This window comes from Nisaea sp. (assembly GCF_017640745.1).
Lineage (GTDB): Bacteria > Pseudomonadota > Alphaproteobacteria > Thalassobaculales > Thalassobaculaceae > Nisaea.
Window position 1 is genome coordinate 20,852 of the sequence record NZ_JAEPQA010000001.1, and the last position, 25,848, is coordinate 46,699.

A 25,848-nucleotide genomic window follows, 5' to 3' on the forward strand; every position below is an offset into this window, starting at 1 on the left:
GGAGAAGTTAGGAATTCCGCGCTTTTGAGCCATGTCGGGGTGTAGCGCAGTCTGGTAGCGCATCTGCTTTGGGAGCAGAGGGTCGGCGGTTCGAATCCGTCCACCCCGACCATCATGACAATGTGAAGCTTTTCGCGCTCCGGCGTTCCGTGTTCGTGGTATAAATTGAGAATGAGACCTATTATCGTCTCGTTCTGTCCGAGAAGGTCGGCCGACGAACCCGGATTCGGGAGGGACTTGCCATGTGGACCGGTCAACCGTCACGCCCAATGACAGTGTTGTTGGCGATGCTTGGGCTCGCTGCGGTGCTTGGCGCCTGTTCGACGCCGACACCCTATGCGCCGGCAGCCGATCGCTTTGGCTACAGGGACAGCGGCATTGAGCAGAACCGTTACCGTGTCAGCTTCAGCGGCAACTCGGCGACGGACAGGGAAACCGTCGAGACTTATCTTTTGTACCGTGCGGCCGAACTGACGCTTGAAAAGGGACGTAGCCATTTCGTGGTCGTGGCGCGGGACCTCGACAAGAACGAGCGGTACATTCACCATGATTACTTTCCGTTCGGGTTCGGGTCATTCGGCTATTACGGCCATCACGGCCATCACGGCGGATATTTTTTCCGCCAGAGCATGTTCGCCGGACCATCGGACAGCATCCCGATAACCCGCTACGAAGCCATCGCGGAGATCGTGATCGGCGGCCCCGGGCTGAAAGCCGAAGGGGCGGATGCTTACGACGCGCAGGATGTGATTTCCAACCTCGGCCCGAAAATCGTCCGGACCCCCGGCTGAGCGTCAGCCGCATTGACCTTCGCCTGCCTTTGAGCGATACGAAACCGAAGCTGTGACTTCCGGGTACCGAGAAGGTCCGGAGGCATCTCGGGGACGAGGAGAGAGAATGCCATGACCGTGCGGATTTACCGTCCGAGCAAGACCGCCATGCAATCGGGACGGGCCAAGACGAAGCGTTGGGTGCTTGAACCCGAACTCGAAACCGCGCGGCGTCCGGAACCTCTCATGGGCTGGGTCAGCAGCGGCGATACCAAGAACCAGATCCGGCTGACCTTCGAAACCAAGGAAGAGGCGGTCGCCTACGCCAAGAAGCACGGCCTCGACTACATCGTCCAGGGCGAGCACAGGCGCAAGCTGAAGCCGAAGGGCTATGCCGACAATTTCGCGGCCGACCGCTTCGCCACCTGGGGCACCTGGACCCACTGATTTCTGAGAGTTTCGCGGCCCCGTAGCTCAACTGGATAGAGCACCGGACTTCTAATCCGACGGTTGCAGGTTCGAGTCCTGCCGGGGTCGCCAGTTTCCGGACTGTCAGGCGCTTTTGAGCGCCGCTTCCGCCATTTCCCGCAATTTCTGCTTTTGCACCTTGGTTCCGTTCGGACCGGTCACCGTTGCGAATTCGGTGACCGGAAGGACGAGCCGCGGCACCTTGTACTTCGCGAGCTGCGCGACGCAATGCGCGCGCAGCGCCTCGGGATCGGCGGTCCGTCCGGGTGCCGCGATGACGAAGGCAACCGCGACGGGACCGTCATCCGCCTGCACACCAACGACCTGGGCGCTCGCGACGTCCTGATGGTCCTCGAGCACACCCTCGATCTCCCGCGGGCTGACGAGGAAGCCTCCGAGCCGCATGGTGTCGCCCATACGCCCCTTGAAGTGGAACCGTCCGTCCGGTTCCATCACACCCGCATCACCGGCCGAGAACCAGCCGTCTTCCGAGACCGCGGCGGCCGTCGCTTCCGGATCCTCGAAATAGCCGATGAACTGGCTCGGCCCCTTGAACTGCAGTGCCCCCATCTCTCCGGCGGGAAGTTCGGCGCCGGTTTCCGGATCGCATACCCGTGCCTGACCTTCGGAGGACACCGGATAGCCGCCGGGCTTGGCGCGTTCCAGAAGCGGCAGGTTGGCGGGCTGGGCTGCAAAAAGGGCCTGCAGTTCGCTCATGCCGAAGAGACCGCGCAGGATAATTCCGGCTTCCCGCTCGGCGCGCTCAACCAGACCTTCCGCGTTGGTGCCGGAGAACGAGGCGAAGCCGAGTTCTCGCAACGAGGCGAGCTGTCCGGGCTTCGCTTCGTCGAGGAGGCGGACGATCATGTCGTCGGTCGCGTTGAAATGCGTCACCTTGTGGCGCTCGATCAGCTCAAGCGCGCCGCTCGAACTGAAGGCGTCCATCAGGATCGTCGGACGCCCGTTCGCCAGCGCGCCCATGAGCTGGGAGAAGCCGAAGACGCCGCAGAGCGGTAGAGCGCCAAGCATCACCGCATCCGCATCGGTATAACCGAGCGCTGAGCCCGAATCCTTGCCGTGCTGCACGATCGCCTGCTGGCAATGCATCACCAGCTTCGGAGCCCGCGTCGTGCCGGAGGTGGCGAACATGGCGCAGGGCAGGGCGGGATCGACCGGCGGGAAGGCTTCGGGCGCCGTCGCCGCAAGTGTGGCATAGGAAACGGTCGCTCCGACGGGCGCTGTGGCGGGCTCGGGTGAGCAGTTCACGACATGTGTCAGGCTTGAGAGGGACTCGTCCGGCACCGAGGAGAGGATGTCGAGGAACGGGATCCCCCGGAACCCTGCAGCGATGGCGAGCAGCTTCGCACGCGTCCGTTTCAGCAGCTCTTCGAGTTCTGTTTTCTGGTAGCGGGTGTTCACGATCACCGAGATCGCGCCGAGCCTTGCTGCGCCGAAGACCAGCGCCGCCATTGGAATCCCGTTCGGCAGCCAGACGGCGATCCGGTCTCCTTTGGCGATCCCGAGGGATGCGAGGCCTGAGGCGACGCGGTCAACCTCTTCCTCCAGCTCCTTGAAGCTCACGCTGCGGGCGCCATCGACGAGCGCGACGTTGTGAGGCTGTTCCGCCGCGAGGCGGGAAAGGAGACCGGGAAGGGACTCGGCTTGGCTCATCTCGTCTCTCATTCAATCAGGACTTCGGCTCAGTGTTTCCGCGGCACCGGCAATGCAGTCGGATCTCACCTGATCCTCGGCCTTGAGGGCGTAGCTGCATCGAGGACCGGAGGTAACATGCACTTCGGGCAACGACAATTTCCGTCAACGGCAAGGATCCTTCGCGGAGCCGGAACGGAACGTCCGCAAGGAGCCGCCGGCCAGGCCGCTGTCGGCAATCGAGGCGATCTCTTGCCGCGCCGTGCATGAGTACTTTGTGCGCTTACTTCTCCGATTAAAGCGCATATAATGCGCCTTCCAAGGAGGCGGCATGACGTCCGGTGAATTCAAGAAACTGCGCAAATTCCTGAAGCTGTCGCAGAAGGAAATGGCCGAGGCCCTCGGGCTGAAGCGGCGCATGATTCAGTATTACGAGAAGGGCGAACGCGACGGCGAGCCGCTGGATATCCCGAAGGCGGTCGAGCTCGCCTGCTACGCACTGTCCTCGGGCGTACGGGAGTTCACGTTCGTGGCACCGAAGCGAATGTCGAAGAAGGGCAGCGAGTTAGCTCTCTGACCCAGCCGCTTCTTCGGCTCGGCGCACCCGCTCGCGGTGCAGGATATAGAGCCCGCTGCCGATGACCATAACCGTACCGGTGACGATCCAGAGATCCGGTATGTTCCCCCAGACGAAAAAGCCGATCAGAACCGCCCAGACGATGCTGGTATATTTGAACGGGGTGACGAAACCGGCCTCGCTGTAGCGGAACGACTCGATCATCAGGAACTGAGCGGCGCCGACAAAGAGGCTGCTGACCGCCAGCAATCCGGCTTCCTCCAATCCGACAGGCTTCCAGTCGTCGAAGGCCAGACTGGCGAAGCCGGAGAGCGTGACAAGGGTCATGCCCACCGCCAGCATGGAAAAGGTGGTCTCGGTCTTGTGCATTTTCCGCGTGACGATGTCGCGGAAGGAGCCAAGCACGGTTGCCAGCAAGGGCAGGAGTGCCACGGTCGAGAAGGTTGCCGGCGTTGGCTTCACCATGATCAGCACGCCGCAGAAACCGACCAGGATCGCCGTCCAGCGGCGCCAGCCGACCTGCTCTCCGAGGAGCGGCACAACCAGGGCGGCGGTGACGATGGGGCCGGCGAAGGCGATCGCCGTCGCGTCTGCGATTGCCATCAGCTTCAAGGCCCAGATGAAGCTGTAGGTGCTGCCGACGATGATGAAGGCGCGGGTGAGCTGGAGATCCCAGCGGGTCACCCGCAACTGGGCACGCCGCCCCGTCGTGAAGGCGAAGCCGAACAGCAGGATCAGCAGCAGCACGCCGCGCAAGGCGATGACCTGCCCGACCGGATATTCGGCCGTCAGCCATTTCGCGATGCCGTCGTTCAGGGTCACGAGGCCGATGCCGCCGGTCATGCAGGCGGCGCCGTACATCCATCCGAGCCTTGGCGCGGTCTCGGCTTCGGCGGGTTTGACGGGGAGCGGCGTCGCGGACGGGCTGAGCGGCTGGGCGCCGACGACGATGGTTTCTTTTTCTGAAGACACGGGAGGAGTGACCTTTTGCTGCCTTCGACCCTCTACCGCCCTTGCTGTTTTTGCAAGCCTGCTCGCGCGGGATTGGCGTGCTTCGAGGCAAGTGCTATCAGGCGTGCCATGATCCAGATAACCGACATGACGTTCCGAATTGCCGGCCGCACGTTGTTCGAAGCGGCCTCGGCCACGATTCCCGACGGGCACAAGGTCGGGCTGGTGGGGCGCAATGGCACCGGAAAATCGACGCTGCTGAAGCTGCTGACCGATGAGTATCACCCGGACGGGGGCGAGATCCTCGTCAGCGGCGGCCGCGGGGTCGAGGACCCGATCGGTATGGTCAGTCAGGAGGCGCCCAGCGGACCCGATACACCGCTTGAGGTGGTGCTCCGCGCGGACAAGGAGCGCGAGCGGCTCCTGCACGAGGCCGAAACGACCGAGGATCCGATGCGGATCGCCGAGGTGCAGACCCGGCTTGCCGATATAGGCGCACATGCGGCCCCGGCGCGCGCTGCCGCGATCCTCGCCGGGCTCGGCTTCGACGACGCGATGCAGTCAGCGGCAATGTCGAGCTTCTCCGGCGGCTGGCGGATGCGTGTCGCGCTCGCGGCGGTCCTGTTCGCCGAGCCGGAAATCCTCCTGCTCGACGAGCCGACCAACCACCTGGACCTTGAAGCTACGGTCTGGCTGGAATCCTATCTCGCGAAGTACCCGAAGACGCTGGTCATCGTCAGCCATGACCGGGGGCTGCTAAACAAGGCGGTCGATGCGATTCTGCATCTCGAAAATCTGAAGCTGACGCTCTATCAGGGTGGCTACGACCGGTTCGAGAAGACCCGGGAGGAGCGGCTGGCGCAGATCGAGGCACAGCGGGCCAAGCAGAGCGCCCAGCGCAAGCACATGGAAGCTTTCATCGAGCGCTTCCGCTACAAGGCCTCGAAGGCCCGCCAGGCGCAGAGCCGGATCAAGGCGCTCGAGAAGATGGAAAAGTTGCCGGATGCGGTCAACGAGCCGACCACGCGCTTTTCCTTCCCGAACCCCGAGGAACTCCCGCCGCCGCTGGTGACCTTCGACGGTGCGAGCGTTGGATACGAGCCGGGGAAACCGATCCTGAAAGGGCTCGGCTTCCGCATCGACGGCGACGACAGGATCGGACTGCTCGGCCGTAACGGGAACGGCAAGTCGACCCTGGCGAAGCTGATCGCCGGGCGGCTTGCGAAATTCGACGGCGAGGAACACCGGACAGCCAAACTTCGGGTCGGCTTTTTCGCCCAGCATCAGATCGAGGATCTCGATCCCGAAGCGACCGCGGCCGAGCAGATGGCGCGGCTCATGCCGGACGCGCCGCCGGACAGGGTGCGGGCGCGGCTGGGCGGTGTCGGCCTGGTACAGGACAAGCAGACCACGAAGGCGAAGCATCTCTCTGGCGGCGAAAAGGCGCGGCTGACGCTCGCGCTCATCACCTACGACAGCCCGCATATCCTGATCCTCGACGAGCCGACAAACCACCTCGATATCGACGCGCGCGACGCGCTGGTGCAGGCGCTGAACGACTATACCGGCGCGGTGATCCTGATCAGCCACGATCGCCGCTTGCTGGAACTGACAGTGGACCGGCTCTGGCTGGTCGCGAACGGGACCGTGAAACCCTATGACGGTGATCTCGACGGGTACCGCGACTGGCTGCGCCAGGAGGAACGGGCGGCGCGCTCGGGCAATGCCGGCCAGGAGCCGGAGAAGAAAAACGACCGGAAGCAGGCAAGGCAGGACTCGGCGGAGCGCCGCCGGCAGACGGCGGATATCCGCAAGAAGATCCGCGAGGCGGAGAAGAAGCTGGAAAAGCTCGCGGAGCGCAAGGCGAAGCTCGAACAGCAGCTCGCCGATCCCAAGATCTACGAGGGCCCGACGGCGGACCTGAAGCAGGTGATCCTGAAGAAGGAAGCCGTGGACCGGGAAATCGAAAGCGCCGAAGCTGAATGGCTGGAAGCGGAATCCGCGCTCGAAGAAGCAAGTTGAAGAACAAACGGAGGGGGAGGAGGGCATGGCCCGCACGATAACCGCAAGGGAGCTGCACGACGCGCTCTACGGCACGGACGAGATTGCCCTGATCGATGTCCGTCCCGAGGCCATCTATGGCTCCAACCATATCCTGCTAGCGAGTAACATTCCCCTCGGGCAACTCGAACTCCGGGTCGCGGATCTGGTGCCTCGGCTCGCCACGCCGGTCACGCTCTGCGACGGCGGCGAAGGTCTGGCAGAGGTCGCCGCCGCGAAGCTCGCCGGGTTCGGCTACACCGATATCTCCATTCTCGAAGGCGGGGTGAATGCATGGGGCGCTGCAGGGCTCGAGCTGTTCAGCGGTCTCTATGTTCCCAGCAAGGCGTTCGGCGAATTCGTCGAACATGAATACGGAACACCGTCGGTCTCCGCCGAGGAGCTGAAGGCGATGATGGAGTCCGGCGAGGACATGGTGGTGCTGGATTCCCGGCCGATGAGCGAGTTCACCATGATGAACATTCCGACCGGTATCGACATGCCCGGCGCGGAACTGGTGTACCGCGTCCAGGAAGCGGCGCCGCGCCCGGAGACGACCGTCGTCGTCAATTGCGCCGGCCGCACGCGGAGCATCATCGGCGCCCAGTCGCTGATCAATGCGGGCATTCCGAACAAGGTCGTGGCGCTTCGCAACGGGACCATGGGCTGGCATCTTGCCGGCTACAAGCTCGAGCACGGGAATATGCGCCCGCCGCCGGAGGTGAGCCCGCAAGGGGCGGAAACCGCCCGTAGCCGGTCAAGGGCGGCGGCCGAGCGGTTCGGCGTCCGCCCGGTCGACGGCAAGACACTCGAGTCCTGGCGCGCCGAGCGGGAGCAGCGGACGCTCTATGTTCTCGACGTCCGGACTGCGGAGGAATTCGCTGCCGGACATCTGGCTGATTCGCGGCACGCGCCGGGCGGTCAGCTGGTTCAGTCGACGGATGCCTATATGGCCACCCAGCGCGCGCGGGTCGTTCTGGTCGATCCCGAAATGGTGCGGGCGGAAATGACCGGGAGCTGGCTCCGGCAGCTTGGTTGGGAAGAGGTGTACGTGCTGGAAGGCGGGCTGGACGGGGGGCGACTGGAGACCGGATCGCGGCAACCGTCGCTGGCCGGGGACCTGCCCGCCGTCGAGACGCTTTCGCCCGGAGAAGCGAAGAAGCAGATCGATGCCGGTGCGCTTTTTGTCGATCTGACCCGCAGTCTGAATTACCGGGACAATCACGCAGAGGGCGCCCGCTGGTGCCCGCGCGAAGGACTGTCGGCGGCAATCGCGCGGAGCGGGGCGGACAGGGTCGTTCTCATCTCCGCCGACGAGCGGCTGGCCCGGCTTGCGGCGAAGGATCTCGGGGAAAATGGCATCACTGCCTCTGCCGTTGCGGGTGGCACGGCCGCATGGGAGGCCGCCGGACTGCCGATGGCGGCCGGGATGGGCGACCCGCTCGCGGAGCCCGACGATGTCTATATGCGGCCCTACGACAAGGATGCGGGCCGCGAGGAGATGGAGCGGCGGATGAACGCCTATCTGACCTGGGAGGTTGCCCTTGTCGATCAGATTGGCCGTGACGGAGGGATCTCCTTCCGGTCCTACCGCTGACGGGTGTTGAACTCAGGCGAGAGCTTCGAGACGCTTGAAGCCGGCCTCGAGGTCGGCTTTGAGATCCGCCACATCCTCCAGTCCTGCGTGAATCCGGAGGAGTTGTCCCGGTTCGTCCCATGACGTGGCGCTCCGCGCACCGGAGGGATCGCCGGGCAGGATCAGGCTCTCGTATCCTCCCCAGCTGGCGCCCATACCATAATACTCAAGGCCGTCGAGGAAGGCTGCCAGGGCGGCGCGTGATACCGGTTTGAGGACAAAGGAAAAAAGCCCGCTGGCGCCGGTAAAATCGCGCTTCCAGATCTCATGCCCGGGGCAGGAGGGAAGCGCCGGATGAAGAACTCTGGCGATTTCTGGGCGGGTTTCCAGCCATTTCGCCAGTTCCAGTGCGTTCGCCTGATTCTCCGCCAGCCGGACGGCCATGGTCCGGAGTCCTCGCTGCGCGAGGTAGAGATCGTCCGGACCGGAGCAATTCCCCTGCATCATGACGCAATCCCGGATGGCGTCCGCGTGGGCTTTCTTGCTGACGATCGTGCCCATCATCACGTCGGAATGGCCGCAGATGTATTTCGTCACAGCCTCGACCACGATATCGACTCCGTGCCCGAACGCGTCGAAATAAAGTGCTGTCGCCCAGGTATTATCCATGATGACCGTGGCCCCGTGATCGCGGGCGATCCTGGCGAGAGCAGGAATGTCACAGACTTCGAAAGTCATCGTGCCGGGGGCTTCGAGATAGACCACCCGGGTTTCCGGCCGGATCAGGTTGCCGAGCTCTTCCGGCTTCATCGGATCAAAGAACGTGCTTTGCACCCCGAAGCGCTGAAGGAAACCCGAGGCGAATTTCCGGGTCGGAAGATAGACATTATCGGTGATCAGGACGTGATCTCCGGCTGAAACTTGGCTCAGAATCGCTGAGCAGATTGCAGCGAGACCAGAGGATACCGCGACCGAGTCATCGGCACCGTAAATCGCTGCCACCGCCTCTTCGAAGGATCGTGTGGTGGGGGTGCCTCGGCGTCCGTAGCGATATCCCTCGAACTCCGGTTTCCTGGAGGCTTCGAGCGCATCGAGCGACGGTTTCAGAATCGTCGAGGCGTGGAAAACGGGCGGATTGACGACGCCGTGGTTGGCGTGGGGATCGCGCCCGGCATGCGTGATCAGCGTTTTCTTTCGGGTTTTGGCGCCGCGTTTCATGACTTCTCCGGAAATAACGAGTGATCCACTCCTGGCGGGTGCCCGAAATCTTAGGAGTAAAAAACCACGGTTGTCCGCCGAAAATCGGACAGAAGCGCGTTCGCTGCATGAACATATATGTACGGGCAGGTCTTCTCGCACTTGCAAAACACGTCAACTGCGTGTTGGAATTAAATCAACTGCCATGCAGACCGGCTCCATGGTCGCCCAGTATTCGTTCGAGCAGAACGGAGCGAGGCCAAGTCAAAAGCCGAGAAGTCGGGACACATGGCGGTGAACAACGACCGGGATCAACGGGGGCGATCCCAGAATAAATGTCAGGGATTTGCAGACCGGGACAACCGGCCGTCGTTAACCGAAACGAAAACAGGGTGGGTTTCAGGATGAAGAAACTGAGTCTTTTGGGCCTTGGCCTCGGCATGCTTGCCAGCCTCGGCGTTACTGCCGGCGAGGCGGCCGCGCAGAGCACGCTCGATATCGTAAAGCAGCGTGGTGTGCTTCGGTGCCAGGTCGGTACGCCGGCGCCGGGCTTCTATCAGCTTGACGAGCAGGGCAACTGGTACGGCAGCGATGTCGCCATCTGCCGCGCGATCGCCGCTGCGATTTTCGACGATCCGTCGAAGGTCGAATTCCAGTCCGTGACCAGCGCTGTGCGTTTCACCGCGATGGCGAACGGCGAGTCCGACGTCCTTTCCCGGACCACGACCTGGACGCTGTTCCGCGACACGCAGCTTGGCCTCGACTTCACCACCGTCAACTTCTATGACGGCCAGGGCTTCATGGTGCCGAAGGATACGGGCATCAAGAGCTCTCTCGAACTCAAGGGCGCGACCGTCTGCGTTCTGACCGGTACCACGACCGAACTGAACCTGACCGACTACAGCCGGACCAACAATCTGGATATCCAGCCGGTTGTGTTCGAGGATTCCAACGTCCGTGACGATACCTTCGCCAAGGGCGGCTGCGACGCGATCACCAACGACAAGTCCAGCCTGGCCTCCACCCGTGCGAAGTTCCCGAATCCGGGCGACTATGTCGTGCTGCCGGAAACCATCTCCAAGGAGCCGCTCGGCCCGGTCGTGCGTCAGAACGACTCCCAGTGGATGGACATCGTCAAGTGGACCGTGTTCGCGCTGGTCCAGGCTGAGGAAATGGGCATCGACAGCAGCAATGTCGAAGCCATGGCGGCCAATCCGGCCAATCCGGAAATGGCCCGCATGCTCGGCGTCGAGGGTGACCTGAACAAGGGTCTCGGCCTCGAAAAGGACTGGGTTGTCCGCATCATCAAGCATGTCGGCAACTATGGCGAAATCTACGACGAGTACATGGGCGAAAAGGGCAAGTTCGCCATTGGTATCCCGCGTGAGGGCAGCCCGAACGCGCTGTGGACCAAAGGCGGCCTGATGTACTCCCCGCCGTTCCGGTAAGACCTCCTAAGCAGCAGGCCCGGCCCCTGAGGGCCGGGCCTGACTGTTTCTGGGTTTCCATCTCTTACTCGGAGATAGGCTGATATGGCTGTCGTTGACAGAGGGGCGTCAGGACAGGGGTCGTCGTTATCCGAAATCGTGAACGACGAGCGCTACCGCTCCGTATTCTACCAAATTCTGGTGTTTGCCGTTGTGATGTGGGCCGGCTGGTACCTGTTCACGAACACGGCGCACAATCTCGAAGCGCGCGGCATGAGTGCCGGGTTCGGCTTTCTTAACAGTACGGCCGGATTTTCAATCTCGTTTTCGATTATTCCCTACGAGGCCGGAGATAGTTATCTCTGGGTCTATCTCGTCGGCATCACGAACACGCTGCTGCTTTCGTTCATCTCGATCATCGCGGCGACGATCCTCGGGTTCTTTATCGGCGTTCTCAGGCTCTCGAAGAACTGGCTGGTGGCCCAGCTGGCGTCCTGGTACGTCGAAATCCTACGCAATACGCCGCTGCTGCTGCAGATCCTTTTCTGGTATCTCGCTGTCTTCGCAATTCTCCCGCGCCCGAAACAGAGCTTCGATGTTCTCGGTCTGGGCCTGTTCGAACTGAACAATCGCGGCTTTTACTTCCCCGCGCCGGTTCCGGGAGAGTTTTTCGGGGCCACGATGTTGACCCTGCTGGCCGCTGTAATCGCTGCTTACGCGGTCGCTGTCTGGGCCAAGAAGCGGCAGAATGCGACCGGTGAGCGTTTCCCCGCGTTCTGGACCGGCATCGGCATCATCATTGGTGCGCCCCTTCTGGTGTTCTTGGCGACGGGATCGCCGCTGGAGTGGGATATCCCCGAGCTCAAGGGCTTCAATTTCCAGGGTGGCGGCTCCGTGCCTCCGGCGTTCTGTGCGGTCTTTATCGCGCTCGTCATCTATCACGCCTGCTACATTGCGGAGATGGTACGCGCCGGTATCCTGTCGGTCAGCCATGGCCAGACTGAGGCGTCCTATTCCCTCGGTCTCAAGCCCGGTCTGACGCTGCGTCTGGTGATCATTCCGCAGGCCATGCGGGCGATCGTGCCGCCGCTGATCAGCAACTGGATGAACGTGGTCAAGAACTCGTCCCTGGCGATTGCCGTGGGCTTCCCCGACCTCGTCGCGGTCTTCATGCAGACCTCGCTGAACCAGTCCGGCCATGCGATCGAAATCGTGGCCATGGTGATGCTGTTCTACATGACCGTCAGCCTGTCGATCTCCGGGGCGCTGAACTACTACAACAAGCTCGTTCAGCTGAAGGAGCGGTAAGATATGGCAAATCTCGACGCATCGTCCTCGGACGTGACCTTCAAGCCGAAGCCAAGCCTTCCGCCGCCGCCGAATACCGTCGGAGCGATCGGCTGGATCCGGAAGAACCTGTTCAGCAGTCCGCTCAATGCATTCCTGACGATCCTGTCGCTCTATGTGATCTGGGTCCTGGTCTCGAATGTCTTCGAATGGGCCATCCTGAACGCTGTCTGGGAGGCGGAGACCCGACGCGAATGTCTCGACAAGGTCGGGCTCGCGGGTGCCTGCTGGGCCGGGGTGACCCACTGGATGAAGAATTTCATTTACGGTCGCTATCCGGATGCAGAGGTATGGCGGATCAATCTCGGGTTCGGAATACTGATCCTCTGGATGGCGCCGTTCTGGTTCCCCCGGGTGACCGGCAAGATCGCCATCGGCGCCTCGGCGATCCTGATCTCGCCGTTCCTGCTCGGCTATCTGTTCGCGGGCGGAGAGAAGGGGCTGTTCCTGCAGCTCATGATCTCGATCGCGATCACGGCGTTCATCTTCAGCTGGCTGCATGTGCTGGTCTGCCTTTCCAGCGGGTCTACGCTGCGGAACGTGATCGTCTCGGCAACGGGCTTCGCGGCGAAGCCTGACAATGTTCAGAAGTATCCTGTCATCGCGCTCTTCGTCGTGCTGGCGGTTGTCGTCTTCGCTCTGCAGGGGGGATGGCAGCTTGAGGAACAGAACACCAATCTCTGGGGCGGTCTCTTCGTCACTCTGGTGATTTCCGGGATCGGGATCGCGGTCTCGCTCCCGGCGGGGATCGTGCTGGCTCTCGGGCGCCGTTCCAAGATGCCGATCATCCGTGTCTTCTGCGTTGCCTTCATCGAGCTGTTCCGCTCCGTGCCGCTGATCACCGTCCTCTTCATGGCGGTGACCATGGTGCCGCTGTTCCTGCCGGAGGCCATCAATCCGGTGAAGATCGTCCAGGCCATCATCGCGGTCTGCATATTCTCCTCGGCCTATATGGCGGAAACCGTTCGCGGCGGCCTGCAGGCGATCCCGAAAGGGCAGTACGAGGCGGCCCAGGCTCTGGGCCTCAGTTACTGGAAGATGATGACCCTGATCGTCATGCCGCAGGCACTGAAACTGATGATCCCGAACATCGTCGGCAGCTTCATCGGCCTTCTGAAGGACACCACGCTGGTTTCCATCGTCGGCCTCTACGATCTGCTGCTGATGCTGAAGGCCGTCAGTCAGAACCCGCAATGGAACGGTATCCACACGGAGCCGCTTTTCTTCGGTGCGGTCCTCTATTTCGTCCTCTGCTTCATCATGTCGAAATACAGCCAGCACCTCGAACGCACGCTCGGCGCGGGACAGGTCCGGAAGTAATTCCGGACCATCCCCGATCCGAATTCGTGCCTCGAAACAAGGAGTTCAGAACATGAGCATGGACGCTCAGGTTGAAAATATCGAAAGCCACAAGTCGACGAAGAGCGACGAAGTCGTCATCGAACTGCTCGGTGTCAACAAGTGGTACGGCGAGTTCCACGTCCTCAAGGACATCGATCTCTCCGTCTATCAGGGCGAGAAGATCGTCATTTGCGGGCCGTCCGGCTCCGGCAAGTCGACGCTGATCCGCTGCATCAACCGTCTTGAGGAGCATCAGGGCGGCGACATCATCGTCAACGGGGTGACCCTGGACAACAACCTGAAGAACATCGATGCGATCCGCAGCGATGTCGGGATGGTGTTCCAGAGCTTCAACTTGTTCCCGCACCTGACCGTGCTGGAGAACTGCACATTGGCGCCGATCTGGGTGAAGCAGACCCCGAAGGCGGAGGCGGAAGAGCGCGCGATGGAATATCTCCGCCGCGTGAAGATTCCGGAACAGGCGTCCAAGTATCCGGGTCAGCTTTCCGGCGGTCAGCAGCAGCGCGTGGCGATTGCCCGCTCGCTCTGCATGAACCCGCAGATCATGCTGTTCGACGAGCCGACCTCGGCTCTCGATCCGGAAATGATCTCCGAAGTGCTCGACGTGATGGTCGAACTCGCGGACAGCGGCATGACCATGCTTGTCGTGACCCACGAGATGGGCTTCGCCAAGCGCGTCGCGGATCGGGTGATCTTCATGGATTACGGTGAGATCGTCGAACAGAACACGCCGGAGGAGTTCTTCAACAACCCGCGCTCCGACCGGACCAAGCTGTTCCTCAGCCAGATCCTGGCGCACTAGGAGCTTCTACAAGAGGGGGGGACCGGAGGGGGGACCCCTTCGAAGGGCGCGCCGCGAGAAATCGTGCGCGCCCTTCGTCTATCCGGAGGGTTTTGAAACGTCGGGAAGCTTGGCCAGCGCGATTGTATCGCGGAACAGGCTGTCCGGCGCATGACCCCGCGCCTTGGCGGGCGGCGGAGATGTCAGCCCGGCATCGCGGGGATCGGGCAGGATCTCGGTCTCGCGCGCGAAGGGGACGAATCCGGCAGCAAGGTAATTGCCGAGGGCGCGCGGATGATCGAGGTCGCAGGTATGGACCCAGATGCGCCGCGTCTCATGACCCCAGGCCAGGTCGACGGCGGCATCGATCAGATACCGCCCGAGCCCGAGGCCGATGAAACCGGGCAAAAGTCCGAAATAGGAGAGCTCGGTTTCGGTCTTGTCCGAGGTCCGTTCCAGTTCAATCAGCCCGGCGGGCTCGCCATCAACGGTGAGCAGATGATATTCGGCGCCGGTCCTGTTCAGTGTTCTCGCGAGGGTGTCGTCGTCCATCAGGCGCCGCGACACCCAGAACCAGTCGCCACCGATTCCATTGTAGAGATAGCGGTAGAACCGGGTGCTCGGCGTCCCAATGCGCCCCAGCGCGATGTCGCGCCCCGACTCCGGCGGCTGTGCCGCCGGGCGTTCCGGACGCTGAAGCATTTCCATATGGATGACCGTGGTCTCGACCCGTCCGGATTGCCAGTCGGGTGCGGCCCGGAACCGTTTTGACATCACCAGGCGCGGTTCCTCGACATAGCCAAGCCGCGCGTAGAAGGCTCTCACCTTGTCATTCGTCGGTCGGATCATCAGCTGCGATTTGCCGACCCCGCGTTCGATCAGCCAAGCTTCCGCCGCCGCCATGATTTCCCGGCCATAGCCGGCTCCATGACGATCCGGATTGACGCCGACGTAATAATACCAGCCGCGGTGACCTTCGTGGCCGACCATGACCGTCGCGGCGAGGCCCGTGTCGTCGAACCCGAGGAGGATATCCGCAGAAGGGGTTCGCCGGCAGAACCGGATATCCTCATATGGATCGTTGTGCGGGACCGTGAGCGCAGCCGCCTGCCAAAGCGCGACGACCTGCGCGACGTCTCCGTCCGCGATCGGTCTTATTTCGAGGGGCATTGGCGGTCCTTCGGATTATCCGGCTTCGACCGGGGTGTCCGGGTGCCCGCCCCATTCGCTCCAGGAGCCGTCATAGACCGCGACATCCTCCTTGCCGAGCAGATAGAGCCCGAGCGAGAGGATGCAGGCGGTGACGCCGGAGCCGCAGGTCGTCGAGACGGGCTGACCGAAATCGAGGCCGAGATCCTTTTCGAACCGCGCGCGCAACTGGTCGGCCTGCAGGAAGGTCTTGTCCTTGTTCAGGAGATTTCCGAACGGCAGGCTCTTGCTGCCGGGGATGTGGCCGCTGCGCAGGCCAGCGCGCGGTTCCGGCGCGGTTCCGGCGAAACGGTCGGCCGCGCGAGCGTCGAGCACCATGCGTTCACGGCTATCGATATTGCCGAGCAGGGCAGGGACGTCGGTGACAAGTTCCGGCCGGAAATCGGCGGAGAACACGGCGGCCGGAAGCGTCTCCACGCCGGAGGCGACACCACGTCCTTCGGCGAGCCATTTCGGCAGACCGCCATTCAGTACCGAGACACGATCGTGACCGAACAGGCGGAACATCCACCAGACCCGGGCGGCGCTCATCATGCCGTAGACGTCATAGACGACGACATGATCCGCGCTGGAGATCCCGAGCGCACCGACCTTCGCCGCGAATGTGTCGGCGTCCGGCACCATGTGGGGCAGGGGATCGTTCGGATCCTTCACGTCGTCGATATCGAAACGGATCGCGCCGGGAATATGTTGTTCACGATATTCCTGGTCGGCATTGCGATCGACGTTCGGCAGATGGTAGCTGGCATCCAGCACTTTTACCGACGGATTGCCGAGATTCTCGGCCAGCCAGTCGGTCTCCACCAGCGCGTGCGGGTTTGCGTATCCCATGATTTTCTCCCTCGGAGGCGTTCTTATTCGAGCCAGCTCGGCGTCGGCAGGCCTTTTTCCTTCAGGAAGGCCGGATTGAAGATCTTCGTCTGGTAGCGATGGCCCCAGTCACAAAGCACGGTGACGATGGTGTGGCCCGGGCCCATCTGCTTGGCGAGCTTGACCGCGCCGGCGACGTTCACGCCGGTTGAGCCGCCCATGCAGAGGCCTTCCTCCATCAGCAGTTTGAAGATCACATCGAGCGCTTCCTCGTCCGTCACCTGGAACGGCGCGTCGACGGTGATGCCCTCGAGATTGGCGGTGATCCGGCCCTGACCGATACCCTCGGTGATCGAACCGCCTTCGGATTTGAGCTCGCCGTTGGCGTAGTAATTGTAGATGGCCGACCCCATCGGGTCCGCGAGGCCGATCTGGATGTTCGGATTGCGCTCTTTCAGAGCCATGCTGACGCCGCCGATCGTGCCACCGCTGCCGACCGAACAGATGAAGCCGTCGACCTTGCCGTCGGTCTGTTCCCAGATCTCCGGACCCGTGGTTTCGTAATGTCCCTTGCGGTTGGCCACATTGTCGAACTGGTTGGCCCAGATCGCGCCGTTCGGTTCGCTCGCGGCGATTTCCTTGGCGAGGCGGCCCGAGTAGCGCACGTAGTTGTTCGGATCCTTGTAAGGCACGGCTGGAACCAGGCGGAGATCCGCACCGACGAGGCGCAGCATGTCCTTCTTTTCCTGGCTCTGGGTCTCCGGCATGACGATGACCGAGCGATAGCCGAGCGCGTTGCCGACCAACGCAAGCCCGATGCCGGTATTGCCGGCGGTGCCTTCGACGATCACGCCGCCCGGACGCAGCGCCCCGCGTTCCTCCGCATCGCGGATGATCGCAAGCGCGGCGCGGTCCTTCACCGATCCGCCCGGGTTCAGAAACTCGGCCTTGCCGAGGATTGTGCAGCCGGTTTCCTCCGACGCGCGCTTCAGTTTGATCAGCGGGGTGTTGCCGATCGTGCCGACGAAGCCATCGCGAATCTGCATTCTTTTTCTCCGCTCTCGCGTACGGGGTGTTTGCCGGTCGAACTTAGTGATCCGGTCTTTTGGTTACCAGCCCGATCACGCCCGACGGCGCGGATCACGCGGATTTCACCGTTTCTGATCCTGCATAGATCGGCGGAGCGACGGCCCTGCAAGCCGGTAGAGAATCTTGTCGCTCTTCAGCAGCGGGCCGATCTTCTCGTAGAAGGCGACGGCCTTTTCGTTCCAGGGATCCGCCGTCCAGTCGATCTGGGCGACGTCTCCTTCATCGGCCAGGCGCAACAGTTCACCCATCAATGCGCCGCCGACCCCGCCCGCCCGTGCGCGGCGGGTCACAAAAAGGTCCTGGATGAAAAAGCTGCGCTGGCAATTGGCGAGCGCGAAAACCTCGACATAGGCGAGAAAACCGCTCAGGCCCGAGGAGGATTCCGCAACGAGGATCTTCAGATTGCTCTCTCGTTCGAACAACTCGGCGCTCATCACATGCGCCATGTAGGAACGCTGGTTGCGGGCGGGCAGTCCATAGAACGCGAGCAATTCCTGCGCGAGGAGGGCGAGGGCGTCCACGTCTTCCGGCCGGGCCGCACGCACGGTGCCCGTGGCCGGCATCGCCGCGCGAGTCCCGTCCTGTTCCGGATCGGGGAGCGCGGTGGCTCGGCGGAAAGAATCGGCGCTCATACCTGATCCTGAAATGCGAGAGGCGACAATGGAATGCGGTGACGTTCTTGACCTTGGCTGCAGTGCCCTGCGCTGTCAATTTAACGCAGTCAAAAAGCAGGGAAATCAGCGCGAATTGTCCGGCGTGGAAATTTTCTTCGAGATTTGACAGGGTGCTTCCCGCGCCGATGCTATGGTGATTCTTCGATTGTTTCGCTCTTGGTCCAGGGGCCCGCAGTGTGACCACATCCCTTGTATTGCTTCGACATGCGAAGTCGAGCTGGGGCCAGCCTGACCTCAATGATTTTGATCGTCCGCTGAACAGGCGCGGTGAACGCGCCGCGCTGGTCGTCGGCAAGTTCCTGCAACAGGAGGGAATCCGCCCCGACCTTGTCCTCTGTTCTGAGGCACGCCGGACAATGCAGACCTGGGAGGCCATCCGTCCCTTTTTGCCGCGCCGGACGGTACTGGAGACCTCGGCCTCGATTTATGAGGCCGGACTGGATCAGTTGTTCAGGGCGCTCGCCGATTTCGGCGGAGGGGCGAAAACCCTGCTGATGATCGGTCACAATCCAGGTTTCGAACGTCTCGCCCTTGCTCTCTGCCAGGGACGCAGCAACGAGGACCTTCTTCGCCTGCAGGATAAATTTCCGACCGGAGCGCTGGCTTTTATCGATCTCGATACCGAGGAATGGTCCGCGTGCACTCCCCGCACCGGAAATCTGACGCGCTTTGTCACGCCCAAGGATCTCGTATGAGCCGGAAACCCGACGTGCCGCCGACGGAATCGGAACTTCGACTGGCCGTGCCGGAGAAATGGCAGTCCAAACTGAAGCGGCTGCCGCTTCTCGTCGGCGCCGGGACGGGACGGGCGCGGACCACACCGCTCAAGGCGACGTATTTCGACACGCCTGACGGAGCGCTTGCCGCGGCGAAAATGAACCTCCGGATCCGCGAGATCGGACGGCGCCGCGTGCAGACGCTGAAGGTTGGGAGCGGCTGGCAGGCCGGTCTGACGGAGCGGATCGAGATCGAGGGTTGGGTGCGGGGCGACGTGCCCGTGCTGGAACTCGTCCATCTGCCCGAGATCCGCGAGTTCCTGACACGCGACGGGATATGGGAACGGCTGCAGCCGCGCTTCGTAACCGAATTCAGGCGCACGAGCCGGGAGGTCCGCTTCGAGGGCGGGTTTGGGAGCGCGCTTGTGTCCGTCGACCTCGATCACGGCGAGATTCGGTCGGGAAGCCGGTCTATGCCGATTTCCGAACTTGAACTGGAGCTCAAGGACGGCGACTCCGCCGCGCTTTTCGAACTTGCGCTCGCGATCCATCGGGAAGTGCCGCTGAGGCTGGAATATCGCGGCAAAGCCCAGCGCGCGGAACAGCTTTCCACGCCCGCGCAGCCCCTACCGGTCAAGGGGGAAAGGCCGGTGCTGTCCCGTGGCAGCCGCATCAATGAATCCGCCGTCGAGATTTTGAAAGCCACCCAGGCGCAGGTTGCCGCGAACGAGGCGGCGATCCTGGAGACAAACGATCCCGAAGGTCCGCACCAGATGCGCGTCGCCCTGCGCCGCATGCGCGCCTCTCTCGGCATGTTCCGAGCCTTCGGAGATCCAGAGCTGACCGAACATGTCCGCGCGGAGGCGAAATGGCTGGGAAGCGCGCTCGGCGAGGCGCGGGAGTGGGACGTTTATATCGAGGAACTGCACATGCCGGTCGAAAGGGCGCTTGGCACGGGCATTCCCGCATTGAAAGAGCTGCGCGGGCTCGCTGCGGCACGGCAGGAGATGGGATACCGCGATGCGCGGGCGGCTGTTGCATCGCCGCGGTTCACCGACTTGCAGCTTAATCTCGGGCTGCTGATCGAGACGTTTTCCGCGTCAGACGGACGTTTCGACCATCTGGCACGGAGCGAGGAGTTCGCAGCGTCGCGGCTCGAGAAGCGCTTTCGCAAGGTCCGGAAGATGGGCCGTCATGCGCTGCAGGGACCGAGCGAGGCGATGCATGAGTTGCGTCTCGAAATGAAGAAATTGCGCTATGCAGCCGAGTTCTTCAATTCCCTGTTCGAGGCAAAGAAAGCCAAGGCTTTCGCGAAGGCGGCGGCCCGCCTGCAGAACCTGCTTGGCTACGCGAACGATTTCGCTGTTTCGGCGGAACAGCTCGCGGCCTTGCTGGACTCCGGCGGGGAAAGCTCAAGTCAGGACCTCGCCAAGGCGGCGGGCGTGGTCATCGGCTGGCATGGCGCGGAGATGGTGCAGGCCAATCGCGAGATCGAGCATGCCTGGACCCGTTTTCTTGACGCCGGGCGTTTCTGGCCACGGCCGGAGGGCTAGCTCCCGGAGAGTTCGGCGAGGATTTCGTCTCTGTGCGCGTCGCGTTCAGGGGCGGCACGCGGCTTCGGGGGCTGCTTCCCGTCGAAACGCGGGGCCGAGGCTGCCTGCAGGCGGCCATCCTCTTCGGACCAGATACCGCGCGCCGCCATATGCGGATCCCCGGCGGCGGCCTCGGGATCGAGGACAGGCGCGACGCAGGCATCGCTGCCCTCGAACAGCGCGAGCCAGTGCGCACGAGGTTTCGTCTGGAACAGGGTCTCCAAGCGCTTGCCGAGATCCGGCCAAAGGTCCTGCTCGAACTGGCGCGCGAAGTCCGGATCGTCCCCGAGTCCGAGTTTCTCGACGAAAAGCCGGTAGAATTTGGGCTCCAGGCATTGCACGGAAAGAAAGCTGTCGTCGGCGCAGCGATAGCAGCGGCTCCAGTGCGGGCCGTCGAGCAGGCTCTGTCCGCGCTCGATACGGAATCCTCCCGAGGCGCGGAGCGACATCAGGAGGTTCATCATATGAGCCGAGCCGTCCACGATCGCGGCATCGACCACCGTGCCGCGCCCGGTTGCGCGCGCCTTCAGCAGTCCGCTCAGCATGCCGACGGCGAGGTAGAGCGCGCCACCGCCGATATCTCCGACCAGTGTCGGGGGCGGGAAGGGCGGTTGGCCCGCGGGTGATCCGTACCAGAGTGCACCGGATAGACCGATATAGTTCAAGTCGTGCCCGGCCTCCTGCGCGCGCGGACCGCTCTGGCCCCAACCGGTCATGCGGCCATAAACGAGCTTCGGCTGGATCTCAAGGCAGGGTTCGGGCCCAAGCCCGAGCCGCTCCATCACACCGGGGCGAAAGCCTTCGATCAGACCGTCGGCGGTACGGAGCAGCTTCTTAAGAATTGCGAGGTCGCCGGGATCCTTCAGATCGAGGGCGATCGAGCGCTTTCCGCGGTCCAGAAGATTGCGCTCTCCCTTTCCCGGCACGTCCGAGGCCGTCTTCCGGTGCACAGTGATGACATCGGCACCAAGATCGGCCAGCAGCATGGCGGCGAAGGGGGCGGGGCCGAGCGCCTCGATTTCGACGATTCGGATATCCGATAACATGGAAGCGATCCTGTATTGCCCTGGTCAGGTGATCGTTGCCGGAAAGCGGTCCGGCTGCAATGCGGCGTTTTTGGGCAAGAAAAAACGGCCGGAGCAAAGCTCCGACCGTTCTTTGATTGGCTCCCCGGGACGGATTCGAACCGCCGGCCAAGCGGTTAACAGCCGCTTGCTCTACCGCTGAGCTACCGGGGATCAGCGGCCCGCCGGGGTATGTGCCCCGACGAGGAGCCGGTATATAGCAGTGCATTTCCGAGAGTGCAAACCCCAAACGTGACAGTTTGGCAATTTTCCCGGATGCACGGATTTCTCTACGGAAACATGGGGTTTTCCGTGTCGAAGCGGTCGAATTGAGAAGAAAAAGACAAAGCTGGAGGCCCGGGCCGGAATCGAACCGACGTACAAGGATTTGCAGTCCTCTGCATCACCACTCTGCCACCGGGCCAGCAGGGCGCGATAGGTACCGGCACCGCCCCCGCCCGTCAATGCCTTTTCGCCTTTTTCAGTCAGACGTTCCCGCTGGCCAGCGCCGAAAGAACCGCGTCGGTAACCTGCCGCGTCGTTGCGGTACCGCCGAGGTCGCGCGGCATCACGGATCCGTCGGCCGTTACCCGCTCGATGGCCGCCATCAGGCGCGTGGCCGCTGCGACTTCTCCGAGATGTTCCAGCAGCATGGCGCTGCTCCAGAAAGTCCCTATCGGATTCGCGACGCCTTTCCCCGTGATGTCGAAGGCCGAGCCGTGGATCGGCTCGAACATCGAGGGCATGTCCCGCTCCGGCCTGAGGTTCCCGGTCGGGGCTATACCGAGCGAGCCGGTGAGAGCGGCCGCCAGATCCGACAGCACGTCGGCATGAAGGTTGGTCGCGACCACGGTGTCTAGGCTCTTCGGATCCAGCACCATGCGGGTGGTCATCGCGTCCACCAGCATCTTGTCCGTCTCGACATCGGGATAATCGCCGCGAATCCGTTCAAAAATGCTGTCCCAGAACACCATGCCATGGCGCTGGGCGTTCGATTTGGTGACCAGCGTCAGCTTTTTGCGGGGGCGAGACCGCGCCAGTTCGAAAGCGAATCGCTGAATGCGCTCGACACCGGGGCGCGTGAAGATCGAAACGTCGAGCCCGACCTCTTCCGGAAGCCCGACATGCACGCGGCCACCGGCCCCCGCATATTCGCCTTCCGAGTTCTCCCGCACGATCACCCAGTCGAGATCGTCCGAGGTGACATTCGCGAGCGGTCCCTTGATGCCGGGAAGCAGGCGGGCAGGGCGGACATTGGCGTATTGGTCGAGCGTCTGGCAGATCTTCAGGCGCAAGCCCCAGAGCGTTATGTGATCCGGGATCTTCGGGTCACCGGCCGAACCGAACAGGATCGCATCGAAGGCGCGCAGGGTGTCGACGCCGTCCTCCGGCATCATGATGCCATGTTCGCGGTAGTAGTTGCCGCCCCACGGAAAATGTTCGAATGCGAGTGCAAAGCCCGGTTCGGTTTCCGCCACGGCCTGGAGCACCTCCACGCCGGCATCGATCACTTCCGGGCCGATTCCGTCACCGGGGACGGCGGCGATTTTGTACTTTTTCATTGTGGTGTTTTTACGGCCGCTCAGGCCGCTCCTCCGTTCGTGCCATCTCGATTGTGTTCGAAAAACTGGCAAAGTATAACTGCCCTGAGGCCATCGAACGGCCTACCATTTCACATGCTGGAGCATTGCAGCTCGATGTCGGACTTCGCAACTGCACGCCACAACATGGTCGAGAGCCAGATCCGCACGAACAAGGTGACGGATACGTCGATCATCGAAGCGTTCGAATTCGTCCCGCGGGAACTTTTCGTGCCGAAGGCCCTGATGGGGGTCGCCTATGTCGACGAGGACCTCGCGCTCGGATCCGGACGGATGCTGATGGAGGCGATGGTCTTTGCGCGGTTGCTCCAGGCGGCGCTTCCGGACGCGAGCGACAAGGTGCTGGATGTGGCCTGCGGCTGCGGATATTCGACCGCCGTGCTGTCCCGAGTCGCGGGCACAGTATATGGCGTGGAGAAGGACGCCGACATGGTTGCGGCCGCGAATGAGAGGCTCGGTTCGCTCGATGTGGATAATGCCGCTGTCGTCGCGGGAGACCCGCTTCAGGGCTATACTAAGAAGGCACCCTATAGCCTGATCGTCATTGGTGGCGGCGTCGAACGTATCCCGGAGCCGCTGATCGAGCAACTTGGAGATGGCGGACGGCTGGTCACGATCCTATATGAAGATGGTGCTCGGCAGGGGACTGCCGTTCTTGTAGAGAAATTCGGTACGACCGTCTCCAAACGCGTCATTTTTGACGCGTCTGTTCCGCTTCTGCCGGAATTCCGCAACGAGCCGAAATTCGTCTTTTAGCCTCCGGGCTCTGCCTGGCCGGAAATAAGGGAAGTTCTCGGATGTCTCGAAAGAGAGTTATGAAAAAGCTGTATCGCACCGCCGCGATGCTGACCGTGTCGGCATGTATCCTGGGCGTTTCCGCGCCGCGCCTTTCCGCCGAGACGCTGTCCGAGGTGCTCGCATATACCTATCAGACAAATCCGACATTGAACGCCGCACGCGCGAACCTGCGGGTGACCAACGAAGGCGTTCCGCGCGCGAAGGGCGGCTGGCGTCCGACTGTCACTTCGACGCTGTCGGCCGGATACAACAACTTCGATACGGAGAACAATACCAGTTCGGCCGACGGGAATACGACGCCGAAGGACGCCAATATCACAATTACCCAGCCGGTCTATCGGGGTGGACGGACCGAGGCCGACGTCAACCAGTCCGAATACCGGGTCCAGCAGGAACGGGCGAATATGTTCAGGACCGAGCAGCAGACCCTGCTCGACGCATTGACTGTCTATATGAACGTGATCCGCGACCAGTCGGTTTTGGAACTCCAGCAGAAAAACCTCGAGAGGCTACAGACCCAGCTTCGTGCTACACGTGACAGGTTCGAAGTTGGCGAAGTGACGCGTACGGACGTCGCGCAGTCGGAAGCGCGCGTCGCCCGCGCGGAAGCGGATCTGATCCAGGCCGAAGGCAATCTGATCAGCTCAAGGGTGGCATTTGAGCGCGTTGTGGGATTTGTGCCGAAGGATCTGCAGACCCCCGACACCGAGATTGACCTGCCGATGAATCGTGAGAGCGCGGTCGAGCAGTCGGTGTTGAGCAATTTTTTGCTGATCGCCGCGAAATTCGACGAGCGCCGGCTGATTGAAATCATCGACCTTGTCTATGGCGAGCTGCTTCCCACGGTGAACCTGATCGGCAGTGCGGACTATACCGCGGACAGCGGGATCAACGACGACAAGACCACCGAATTCAGCATAACGGCGCAGGTATCGATCCCCATTTATCAGAAGGGGCAGGTCTCGGCCCGGGTGCGGGCGGCGAAGGAAGATGCGAACCGGTCGCGGATCGTTGTCGAGTCGATTCGCCGAGATGTGGTCGATGCGGCGGCGCGTGCTTACGAAGCCTGGCAGACGTCGGTAGCGGCGATAACGGCACTTGAAGCGGGGGTTTCGGCAGCGGATATCGCTCTCCAAGGGGTGCAGCAGGAAGCTACTGTCGGGGCGCGAACAGTGCTCGACGTGCTTGATGCCGAACAGGAACTCCTCGACGCCCAGGTCAGTCTGGTGGCCGCAAATCGCAACGAAGTCGTGGCTGCGTATACGCTTCTGGCGTCGATGGGGAAAATGACGGCGGCAGATCTCGATCTCAATGTCGAGCTCTACGATTACGACAAGCACTACCGTGAGGTGTCCGACCGTTGGTGGGGAACCGAACCCGCGGGTAAGCTGCCCTGAGTCCGGGGGACTACCTGTCAGAGGATTGGCTGGCCTTTCATAGACTTGTAGGATAACCTTCAAGTCTCTTGATTCCTTGTGGGTTTGAGTCCGGATGAGCGATACGGCGCAAGAACCGTCGATGGAGGAAATCCTCGCCTCGATCAGGCGAATCATTTCCGAAGACGGCGATGAGGGCGAAGAAGCCCCTCCACCCGAAGAAGCTGCTGCGCCCGAGCCGGAACCCGAACCGGAACCCGAGCCTGAACCGGAACCGGAACCCGAGCCGGAAGAAGAACCCGAGCCGGAACCCGAGCCCGAGGAAGAGCCGGAGCCTGAGGAAGAGGCCGAGGAAGAGGAAGAAGACGTCCTCGACTTGACCGACATGGAGGACGAGGAGCCGGAGCCGCTCTTCGAGGAGCAGAAATATACAGAGGATAGGCCGGAACCTCCGCAGGCGCCGCCCCCTCCGCCGCCCCAGCCTCAGCCGCAGCCGCAACCCCATCCGAGCGAAGGCCTGGTCTCGCCGCCGCAGGCCGCCGAGACGGTCGATGCTTTCAGCCGCCTGAACGAGAAGCTCAACGAGGATTATCACGAGCTTCCGATCGGTAACGGCGCCATTACGCTCGAGCGGCTGACGCGCGAGCTGATGCGTCCGATGCTGAAGGAATGGCTGGATCAGCATTTGCCGATGATGGTCGAACGGCTGGTGCGAGAGGAGATCGAGCGCCTGGTCATGCAGTCGCAGCGGCGCGATCCCTGGTAAGATCGGT

At 62.3% G+C, this 25,848-nt stretch carries 23 protein-coding genes and 4 tRNA genes; 16 read left to right on the forward strand and 11 right to left on the reverse strand.

The window, feature by feature from the left end; translation table 11 throughout:
* Positions 1-35: 35 nt before the first annotated feature.
* The 4 genes from JJ959_RS00115 (at position 36) to JJ959_RS00130 (ending at position 1,310) form a co-directional block, all read left to right on the forward strand.
* Positions 36-112, forward strand: a tRNA-Pro gene (locus tag JJ959_RS00115).
* 130 nt (positions 113-242) lie between these two features.
* Entirely contained in the window at positions 243-791 is a 549-nt protein-coding gene (locus JJ959_RS00120; RefSeq protein ID WP_292879244.1) for a hypothetical protein, read from the forward strand.
* 111 nt (positions 792-902) lie between these two features.
* The gene (locus JJ959_RS00125) at positions 903-1,217 is read left to right on the forward strand and encodes an ETC complex I subunit (RefSeq protein WP_292879245.1); all 315 of its coding nucleotides are present in this window, start codon (positions 903-905) and stop codon (positions 1,215-1,217) included.
* Between the two features lie 16 nt (positions 1,218-1,233).
* A tRNA-Arg gene (locus tag JJ959_RS00130) sits at positions 1,234-1,310 on the forward strand.
* Positions 1,311-1,322: 12 nt separating this feature from the next.
* On the opposite strand, the gene JJ959_RS00135 is transcribed toward JJ959_RS00130, so the two are convergent.
* A complete protein-coding gene (locus JJ959_RS00135; RefSeq protein WP_292879246.1) occupies positions 1,323-2,909 on the reverse strand; it encodes an AMP-binding protein in 1,587 nt (528 codons plus the stop codon).
* A gap of 310 nt (positions 2,910-3,219) precedes the next feature.
* On the opposite strand from JJ959_RS00135, the gene JJ959_RS00140 reads away from it, so the two are divergent.
* Positions 3,220-3,465, forward strand: a complete 246-nt coding sequence (locus tag JJ959_RS00140) for a helix-turn-helix transcriptional regulator (RefSeq protein WP_292879247.1) — start codon at positions 3,220-3,222, stop codon at positions 3,463-3,465.
* Here the strand turns inward: JJ959_RS00140 and JJ959_RS00145 are convergent.
* Complete coding sequence (locus JJ959_RS00145) at positions 3,454-4,437, reverse strand: DMT family transporter (RefSeq protein WP_292879248.1); 984 nt, start codon at positions 4,435-4,437, stop codon at positions 3,454-3,456. The two genes, JJ959_RS00140 and JJ959_RS00145, sit on opposite strands and share 12 nt — an antisense overlap.
* Positions 4,438-4,563: 126 nt before the next feature.
* On the opposite strand from JJ959_RS00145, the gene abc-f reads away from it, so the two are divergent.
* Entirely contained in the window at positions 4,564-6,438 is a 1,875-nt protein-coding gene (gene abc-f / locus JJ959_RS00150) for a ribosomal protection-like ABC-F family protein (protein WP_292879249.1), read from the forward strand.
* Positions 6,439-6,463: 25 nt separating this feature from the next.
* Positions 6,464-8,053, forward strand: a complete 1,590-nt coding sequence (locus JJ959_RS00155) for a rhodanese-like domain-containing protein (protein WP_292879250.1) — start codon at positions 6,464-6,466, stop codon at positions 8,051-8,053.
* A 12-nt stretch (positions 8,054-8,065) separates the two neighbouring features.
* Here the strand turns inward: JJ959_RS00155 and metC are convergent, their stop codons facing one another.
* Positions 8,066-9,391 carry a cystathionine beta-lyase gene (gene metC, locus JJ959_RS00160; protein ID WP_292879251.1) on the reverse strand — a complete coding sequence of 442 codons (1,326 nt, stop codon included), beginning with the start codon at positions 9,389-9,391 and terminating at the stop codon, positions 8,066-8,068.
* Positions 9,392-9,633: 242 nt separating this feature from the next.
* On the opposite strand from metC, the gene JJ959_RS00165 reads away from it, so the two are divergent.
* The 4 genes from JJ959_RS00165 (at position 9,634) to JJ959_RS00180 (ending at position 14,167) form a co-directional block, all read left to right on the forward strand.
* Positions 9,634-10,677 (forward strand): amino acid ABC transporter substrate-binding protein, encoded by a 1,044-nt coding sequence (locus JJ959_RS00165; RefSeq protein WP_292879252.1) that lies wholly within the window; start codon positions 9,634-9,636, stop codon positions 10,675-10,677.
* An 84-nt stretch (positions 10,678-10,761) separates the two neighbouring features.
* Entirely contained in the window at positions 10,762-11,964 is a 1,203-nt protein-coding gene (locus tag JJ959_RS00170) for an ABC transporter permease subunit (RefSeq protein ID WP_292879253.1), read from the forward strand.
* A gap of 3 nt (positions 11,965-11,967) precedes the next feature.
* Positions 11,968-13,323, forward strand: a complete 1,356-nt coding sequence (locus tag JJ959_RS00175; RefSeq protein WP_292879254.1) for an amino acid ABC transporter permease — start codon at positions 11,968-11,970, stop codon at positions 13,321-13,323.
* Between the two features lie 58 nt (positions 13,324-13,381).
* The gene (locus JJ959_RS00180; protein ID WP_292879569.1) at positions 13,382-14,167 is read left to right on the forward strand and encodes an amino acid ABC transporter ATP-binding protein; all 786 of its coding nucleotides are present in this window, start codon (positions 13,382-13,384) and stop codon (positions 14,165-14,167) included.
* Positions 14,168-14,245: 78 nt separating this feature from the next.
* On the opposite strand, the gene JJ959_RS00185 is transcribed toward JJ959_RS00180, so the two are convergent.
* The 4 genes from JJ959_RS00185 to JJ959_RS00200 form a co-directional block, all read right to left on the reverse strand.
* Positions 14,246-15,316, reverse strand: a complete 1,071-nt coding sequence (locus JJ959_RS00185) for a GNAT family acetyltransferase (RefSeq protein WP_292879255.1) — start codon at positions 15,314-15,316, stop codon at positions 14,246-14,248.
* Between the two features lie 15 nt (positions 15,317-15,331).
* Positions 15,332-16,186, reverse strand: a complete 855-nt coding sequence (gene sseA, locus JJ959_RS00190; RefSeq protein ID WP_292879256.1) for a 3-mercaptopyruvate sulfurtransferase — start codon at positions 16,184-16,186, stop codon at positions 15,332-15,334.
* A gap of 23 nt (positions 16,187-16,209) precedes the next feature.
* Positions 16,210-17,211: a cysteine synthase A gene (locus JJ959_RS00195; RefSeq protein ID WP_292879257.1), complete on the reverse strand. Its 1,002-nt coding sequence runs from the start codon at positions 17,209-17,211 to the stop codon at positions 16,210-16,212.
* 105 nt (positions 17,212-17,316) lie between these two features.
* Positions 17,317-17,886, reverse strand: coding sequence for a GNAT family N-acetyltransferase (locus JJ959_RS00200; protein ID WP_292879258.1), 570 nt, complete (start codon positions 17,884-17,886; stop codon positions 17,317-17,319).
* 218 nt (positions 17,887-18,104) lie between these two features.
* Between JJ959_RS00200 and JJ959_RS00205 the strand changes: the two genes are divergently transcribed.
* Positions 18,105-18,623, forward strand: coding sequence for a histidine phosphatase family protein (locus JJ959_RS00205; RefSeq protein ID WP_292879259.1), 519 nt, complete (start codon positions 18,105-18,107; stop codon positions 18,621-18,623).
* On the forward strand, positions 18,620-20,197 hold the full coding sequence (locus tag JJ959_RS00210) for a CYTH and CHAD domain-containing protein (RefSeq protein WP_292879260.1): 1,578 nt from the start codon (positions 18,620-18,622) through the stop codon (positions 20,195-20,197). The genes JJ959_RS00205 and JJ959_RS00210 overlap by 4 nt, the downstream gene beginning before the upstream one ends.
* Here the strand turns inward: JJ959_RS00210 and JJ959_RS00215 are convergent.
* The 4 genes from JJ959_RS00215 to JJ959_RS00230 form a co-directional block, all read right to left on the reverse strand.
* Positions 20,194-21,282: a CaiB/BaiF CoA-transferase family protein gene (locus JJ959_RS00215; protein WP_292879261.1), complete on the reverse strand. Its 1,089-nt coding sequence runs from the start codon at positions 21,280-21,282 to the stop codon at positions 20,194-20,196. The two genes, JJ959_RS00210 and JJ959_RS00215, sit on opposite strands and share 4 nt — an antisense overlap.
* Before the next feature lie 117 nt (positions 21,283-21,399).
* Positions 21,400-21,474: transfer RNA gene (locus JJ959_RS00220), tRNA-Asn, on the reverse strand.
* A gap of 176 nt (positions 21,475-21,650) precedes the next feature.
* A tRNA-Cys gene (locus tag JJ959_RS00225) sits at positions 21,651-21,724 on the reverse strand.
* A 61-nt stretch (positions 21,725-21,785) separates the two neighbouring features.
* Positions 21,786-22,862 carry a tartrate dehydrogenase gene (locus JJ959_RS00230; RefSeq protein WP_292879262.1) on the reverse strand — a complete coding sequence of 359 codons (1,077 nt, stop codon included), beginning with the start codon at positions 22,860-22,862 and terminating at the stop codon, positions 21,786-21,788.
* 135 nt (positions 22,863-22,997) lie between these two features.
* On the opposite strand from JJ959_RS00230, the gene JJ959_RS00235 reads away from it, so the two are divergent.
* From JJ959_RS00235 to JJ959_RS00245, 3 genes are all read left to right on the forward strand, one after another.
* Positions 22,998-23,657, forward strand: a complete 660-nt coding sequence (locus JJ959_RS00235; RefSeq protein ID WP_292879263.1) for a protein-L-isoaspartate O-methyltransferase — start codon at positions 22,998-23,000, stop codon at positions 23,655-23,657.
* Between the two features lie 59 nt (positions 23,658-23,716).
* Positions 23,717-25,096: a TolC family outer membrane protein gene (locus JJ959_RS00240; RefSeq protein ID WP_292879264.1), complete on the forward strand. Its 1,380-nt coding sequence runs from the start codon at positions 23,717-23,719 to the stop codon at positions 25,094-25,096.
* 94 nt (positions 25,097-25,190) lie between these two features.
* Positions 25,191-25,841, forward strand: coding sequence for a DUF2497 domain-containing protein (locus tag JJ959_RS00245; protein ID WP_292879265.1), 651 nt, complete (start codon positions 25,191-25,193; stop codon positions 25,839-25,841).
* Positions 25,842-25,848 lie beyond the last annotated feature (7 nt).

Bases quoted from the DNA above. Each gene is read 5' to 3' on its own strand.
- JJ959_RS00245 (WP_292879265.1), top strand. From the start codon at position 25,191: ATGAGCGATACGGCGCAAGAACCGTCGATGGAGGAAATCCTCGCCTCG.
- JJ959_RS00125 (WP_292879245.1), top strand. From the start codon at position 903: ATGACCGTGCGGATTTACCGTCCGAGCAAGACCGCCATGCAATCGGGA.
- JJ959_RS00195 (WP_292879257.1), bottom strand. From the start codon at position 17,211: ATGCAGATTCGCGATGGCTTCGTCGGCACGATCGGCAACACCCCGCTG.
- JJ959_RS00240 (WP_292879264.1), top strand. From the start codon at position 23,717: ATGAAAAAGCTGTATCGCACCGCCGCGATGCTGACCGTGTCGGCATGT.
- JJ959_RS00230 (WP_292879262.1), bottom strand. From the start codon at position 22,862: ATGAAAAAGTACAAAATCGCCGCCGTCCCCGGTGACGGAATCGGCCCG.
- JJ959_RS00175 (WP_292879254.1), top strand. From the start codon at position 11,968: ATGGCAAATCTCGACGCATCGTCCTCGGACGTGACCTTCAAGCCGAAG.
- JJ959_RS00185 (WP_292879255.1), bottom strand. From the start codon at position 15,316: ATGCCCCTCGAAATAAGACCGATCGCGGACGGAGACGTCGCGCAGGTC.
- JJ959_RS00165 (WP_292879252.1), top strand. From the start codon at position 9,634: ATGAAGAAACTGAGTCTTTTGGGCCTTGGCCTCGGCATGCTTGCCAGC.
- sseA (WP_292879256.1), bottom strand. From the start codon at position 16,186: ATGGGATACGCAAACCCGCACGCGCTGGTGGAGACCGACTGGCTGGCC.
- JJ959_RS00135 (WP_292879246.1), bottom strand. From the start codon at position 2,909: ATGAGCCAAGCCGAGTCCCTTCCCGGTCTCCTTTCCCGCCTCGCGGCG.
- JJ959_RS00170 (WP_292879253.1), top strand. From the start codon at position 10,762: ATGGCTGTCGTTGACAGAGGGGCGTCAGGACAGGGGTCGTCGTTATCC.
- abc-f (WP_292879249.1), top strand. From the start codon at position 4,564: ATGACGTTCCGAATTGCCGGCCGCACGTTGTTCGAAGCGGCCTCGGCC.
- JJ959_RS00140 (WP_292879247.1), top strand. From the start codon at position 3,220: ATGACGTCCGGTGAATTCAAGAAACTGCGCAAATTCCTGAAGCTGTCG.
- JJ959_RS00155 (WP_292879250.1), top strand. From the start codon at position 6,464: ATGGCCCGCACGATAACCGCAAGGGAGCTGCACGACGCGCTCTACGGC.
- JJ959_RS00180 (WP_292879569.1), top strand. From the start codon at position 13,382: ATGGACGCTCAGGTTGAAAATATCGAAAGCCACAAGTCGACGAAGAGC.
- JJ959_RS00120 (WP_292879244.1), top strand. From the start codon at position 243: ATGTGGACCGGTCAACCGTCACGCCCAATGACAGTGTTGTTGGCGATG.
- JJ959_RS00235 (WP_292879263.1), top strand. From the start codon at position 22,998: ATGTCGGACTTCGCAACTGCACGCCACAACATGGTCGAGAGCCAGATC.
- JJ959_RS00200 (WP_292879258.1), bottom strand. From the start codon at position 17,886: ATGAGCGCCGATTCTTTCCGCCGAGCCACCGCGCTCCCCGATCCGGAA.
- JJ959_RS00215 (WP_292879261.1), bottom strand. From the start codon at position 21,282: ATGTTATCGGATATCCGAATCGTCGAAATCGAGGCGCTCGGCCCCGCC.
- JJ959_RS00210 (WP_292879260.1), top strand. From the start codon at position 18,620: ATGAGCCGGAAACCCGACGTGCCGCCGACGGAATCGGAACTTCGACTG.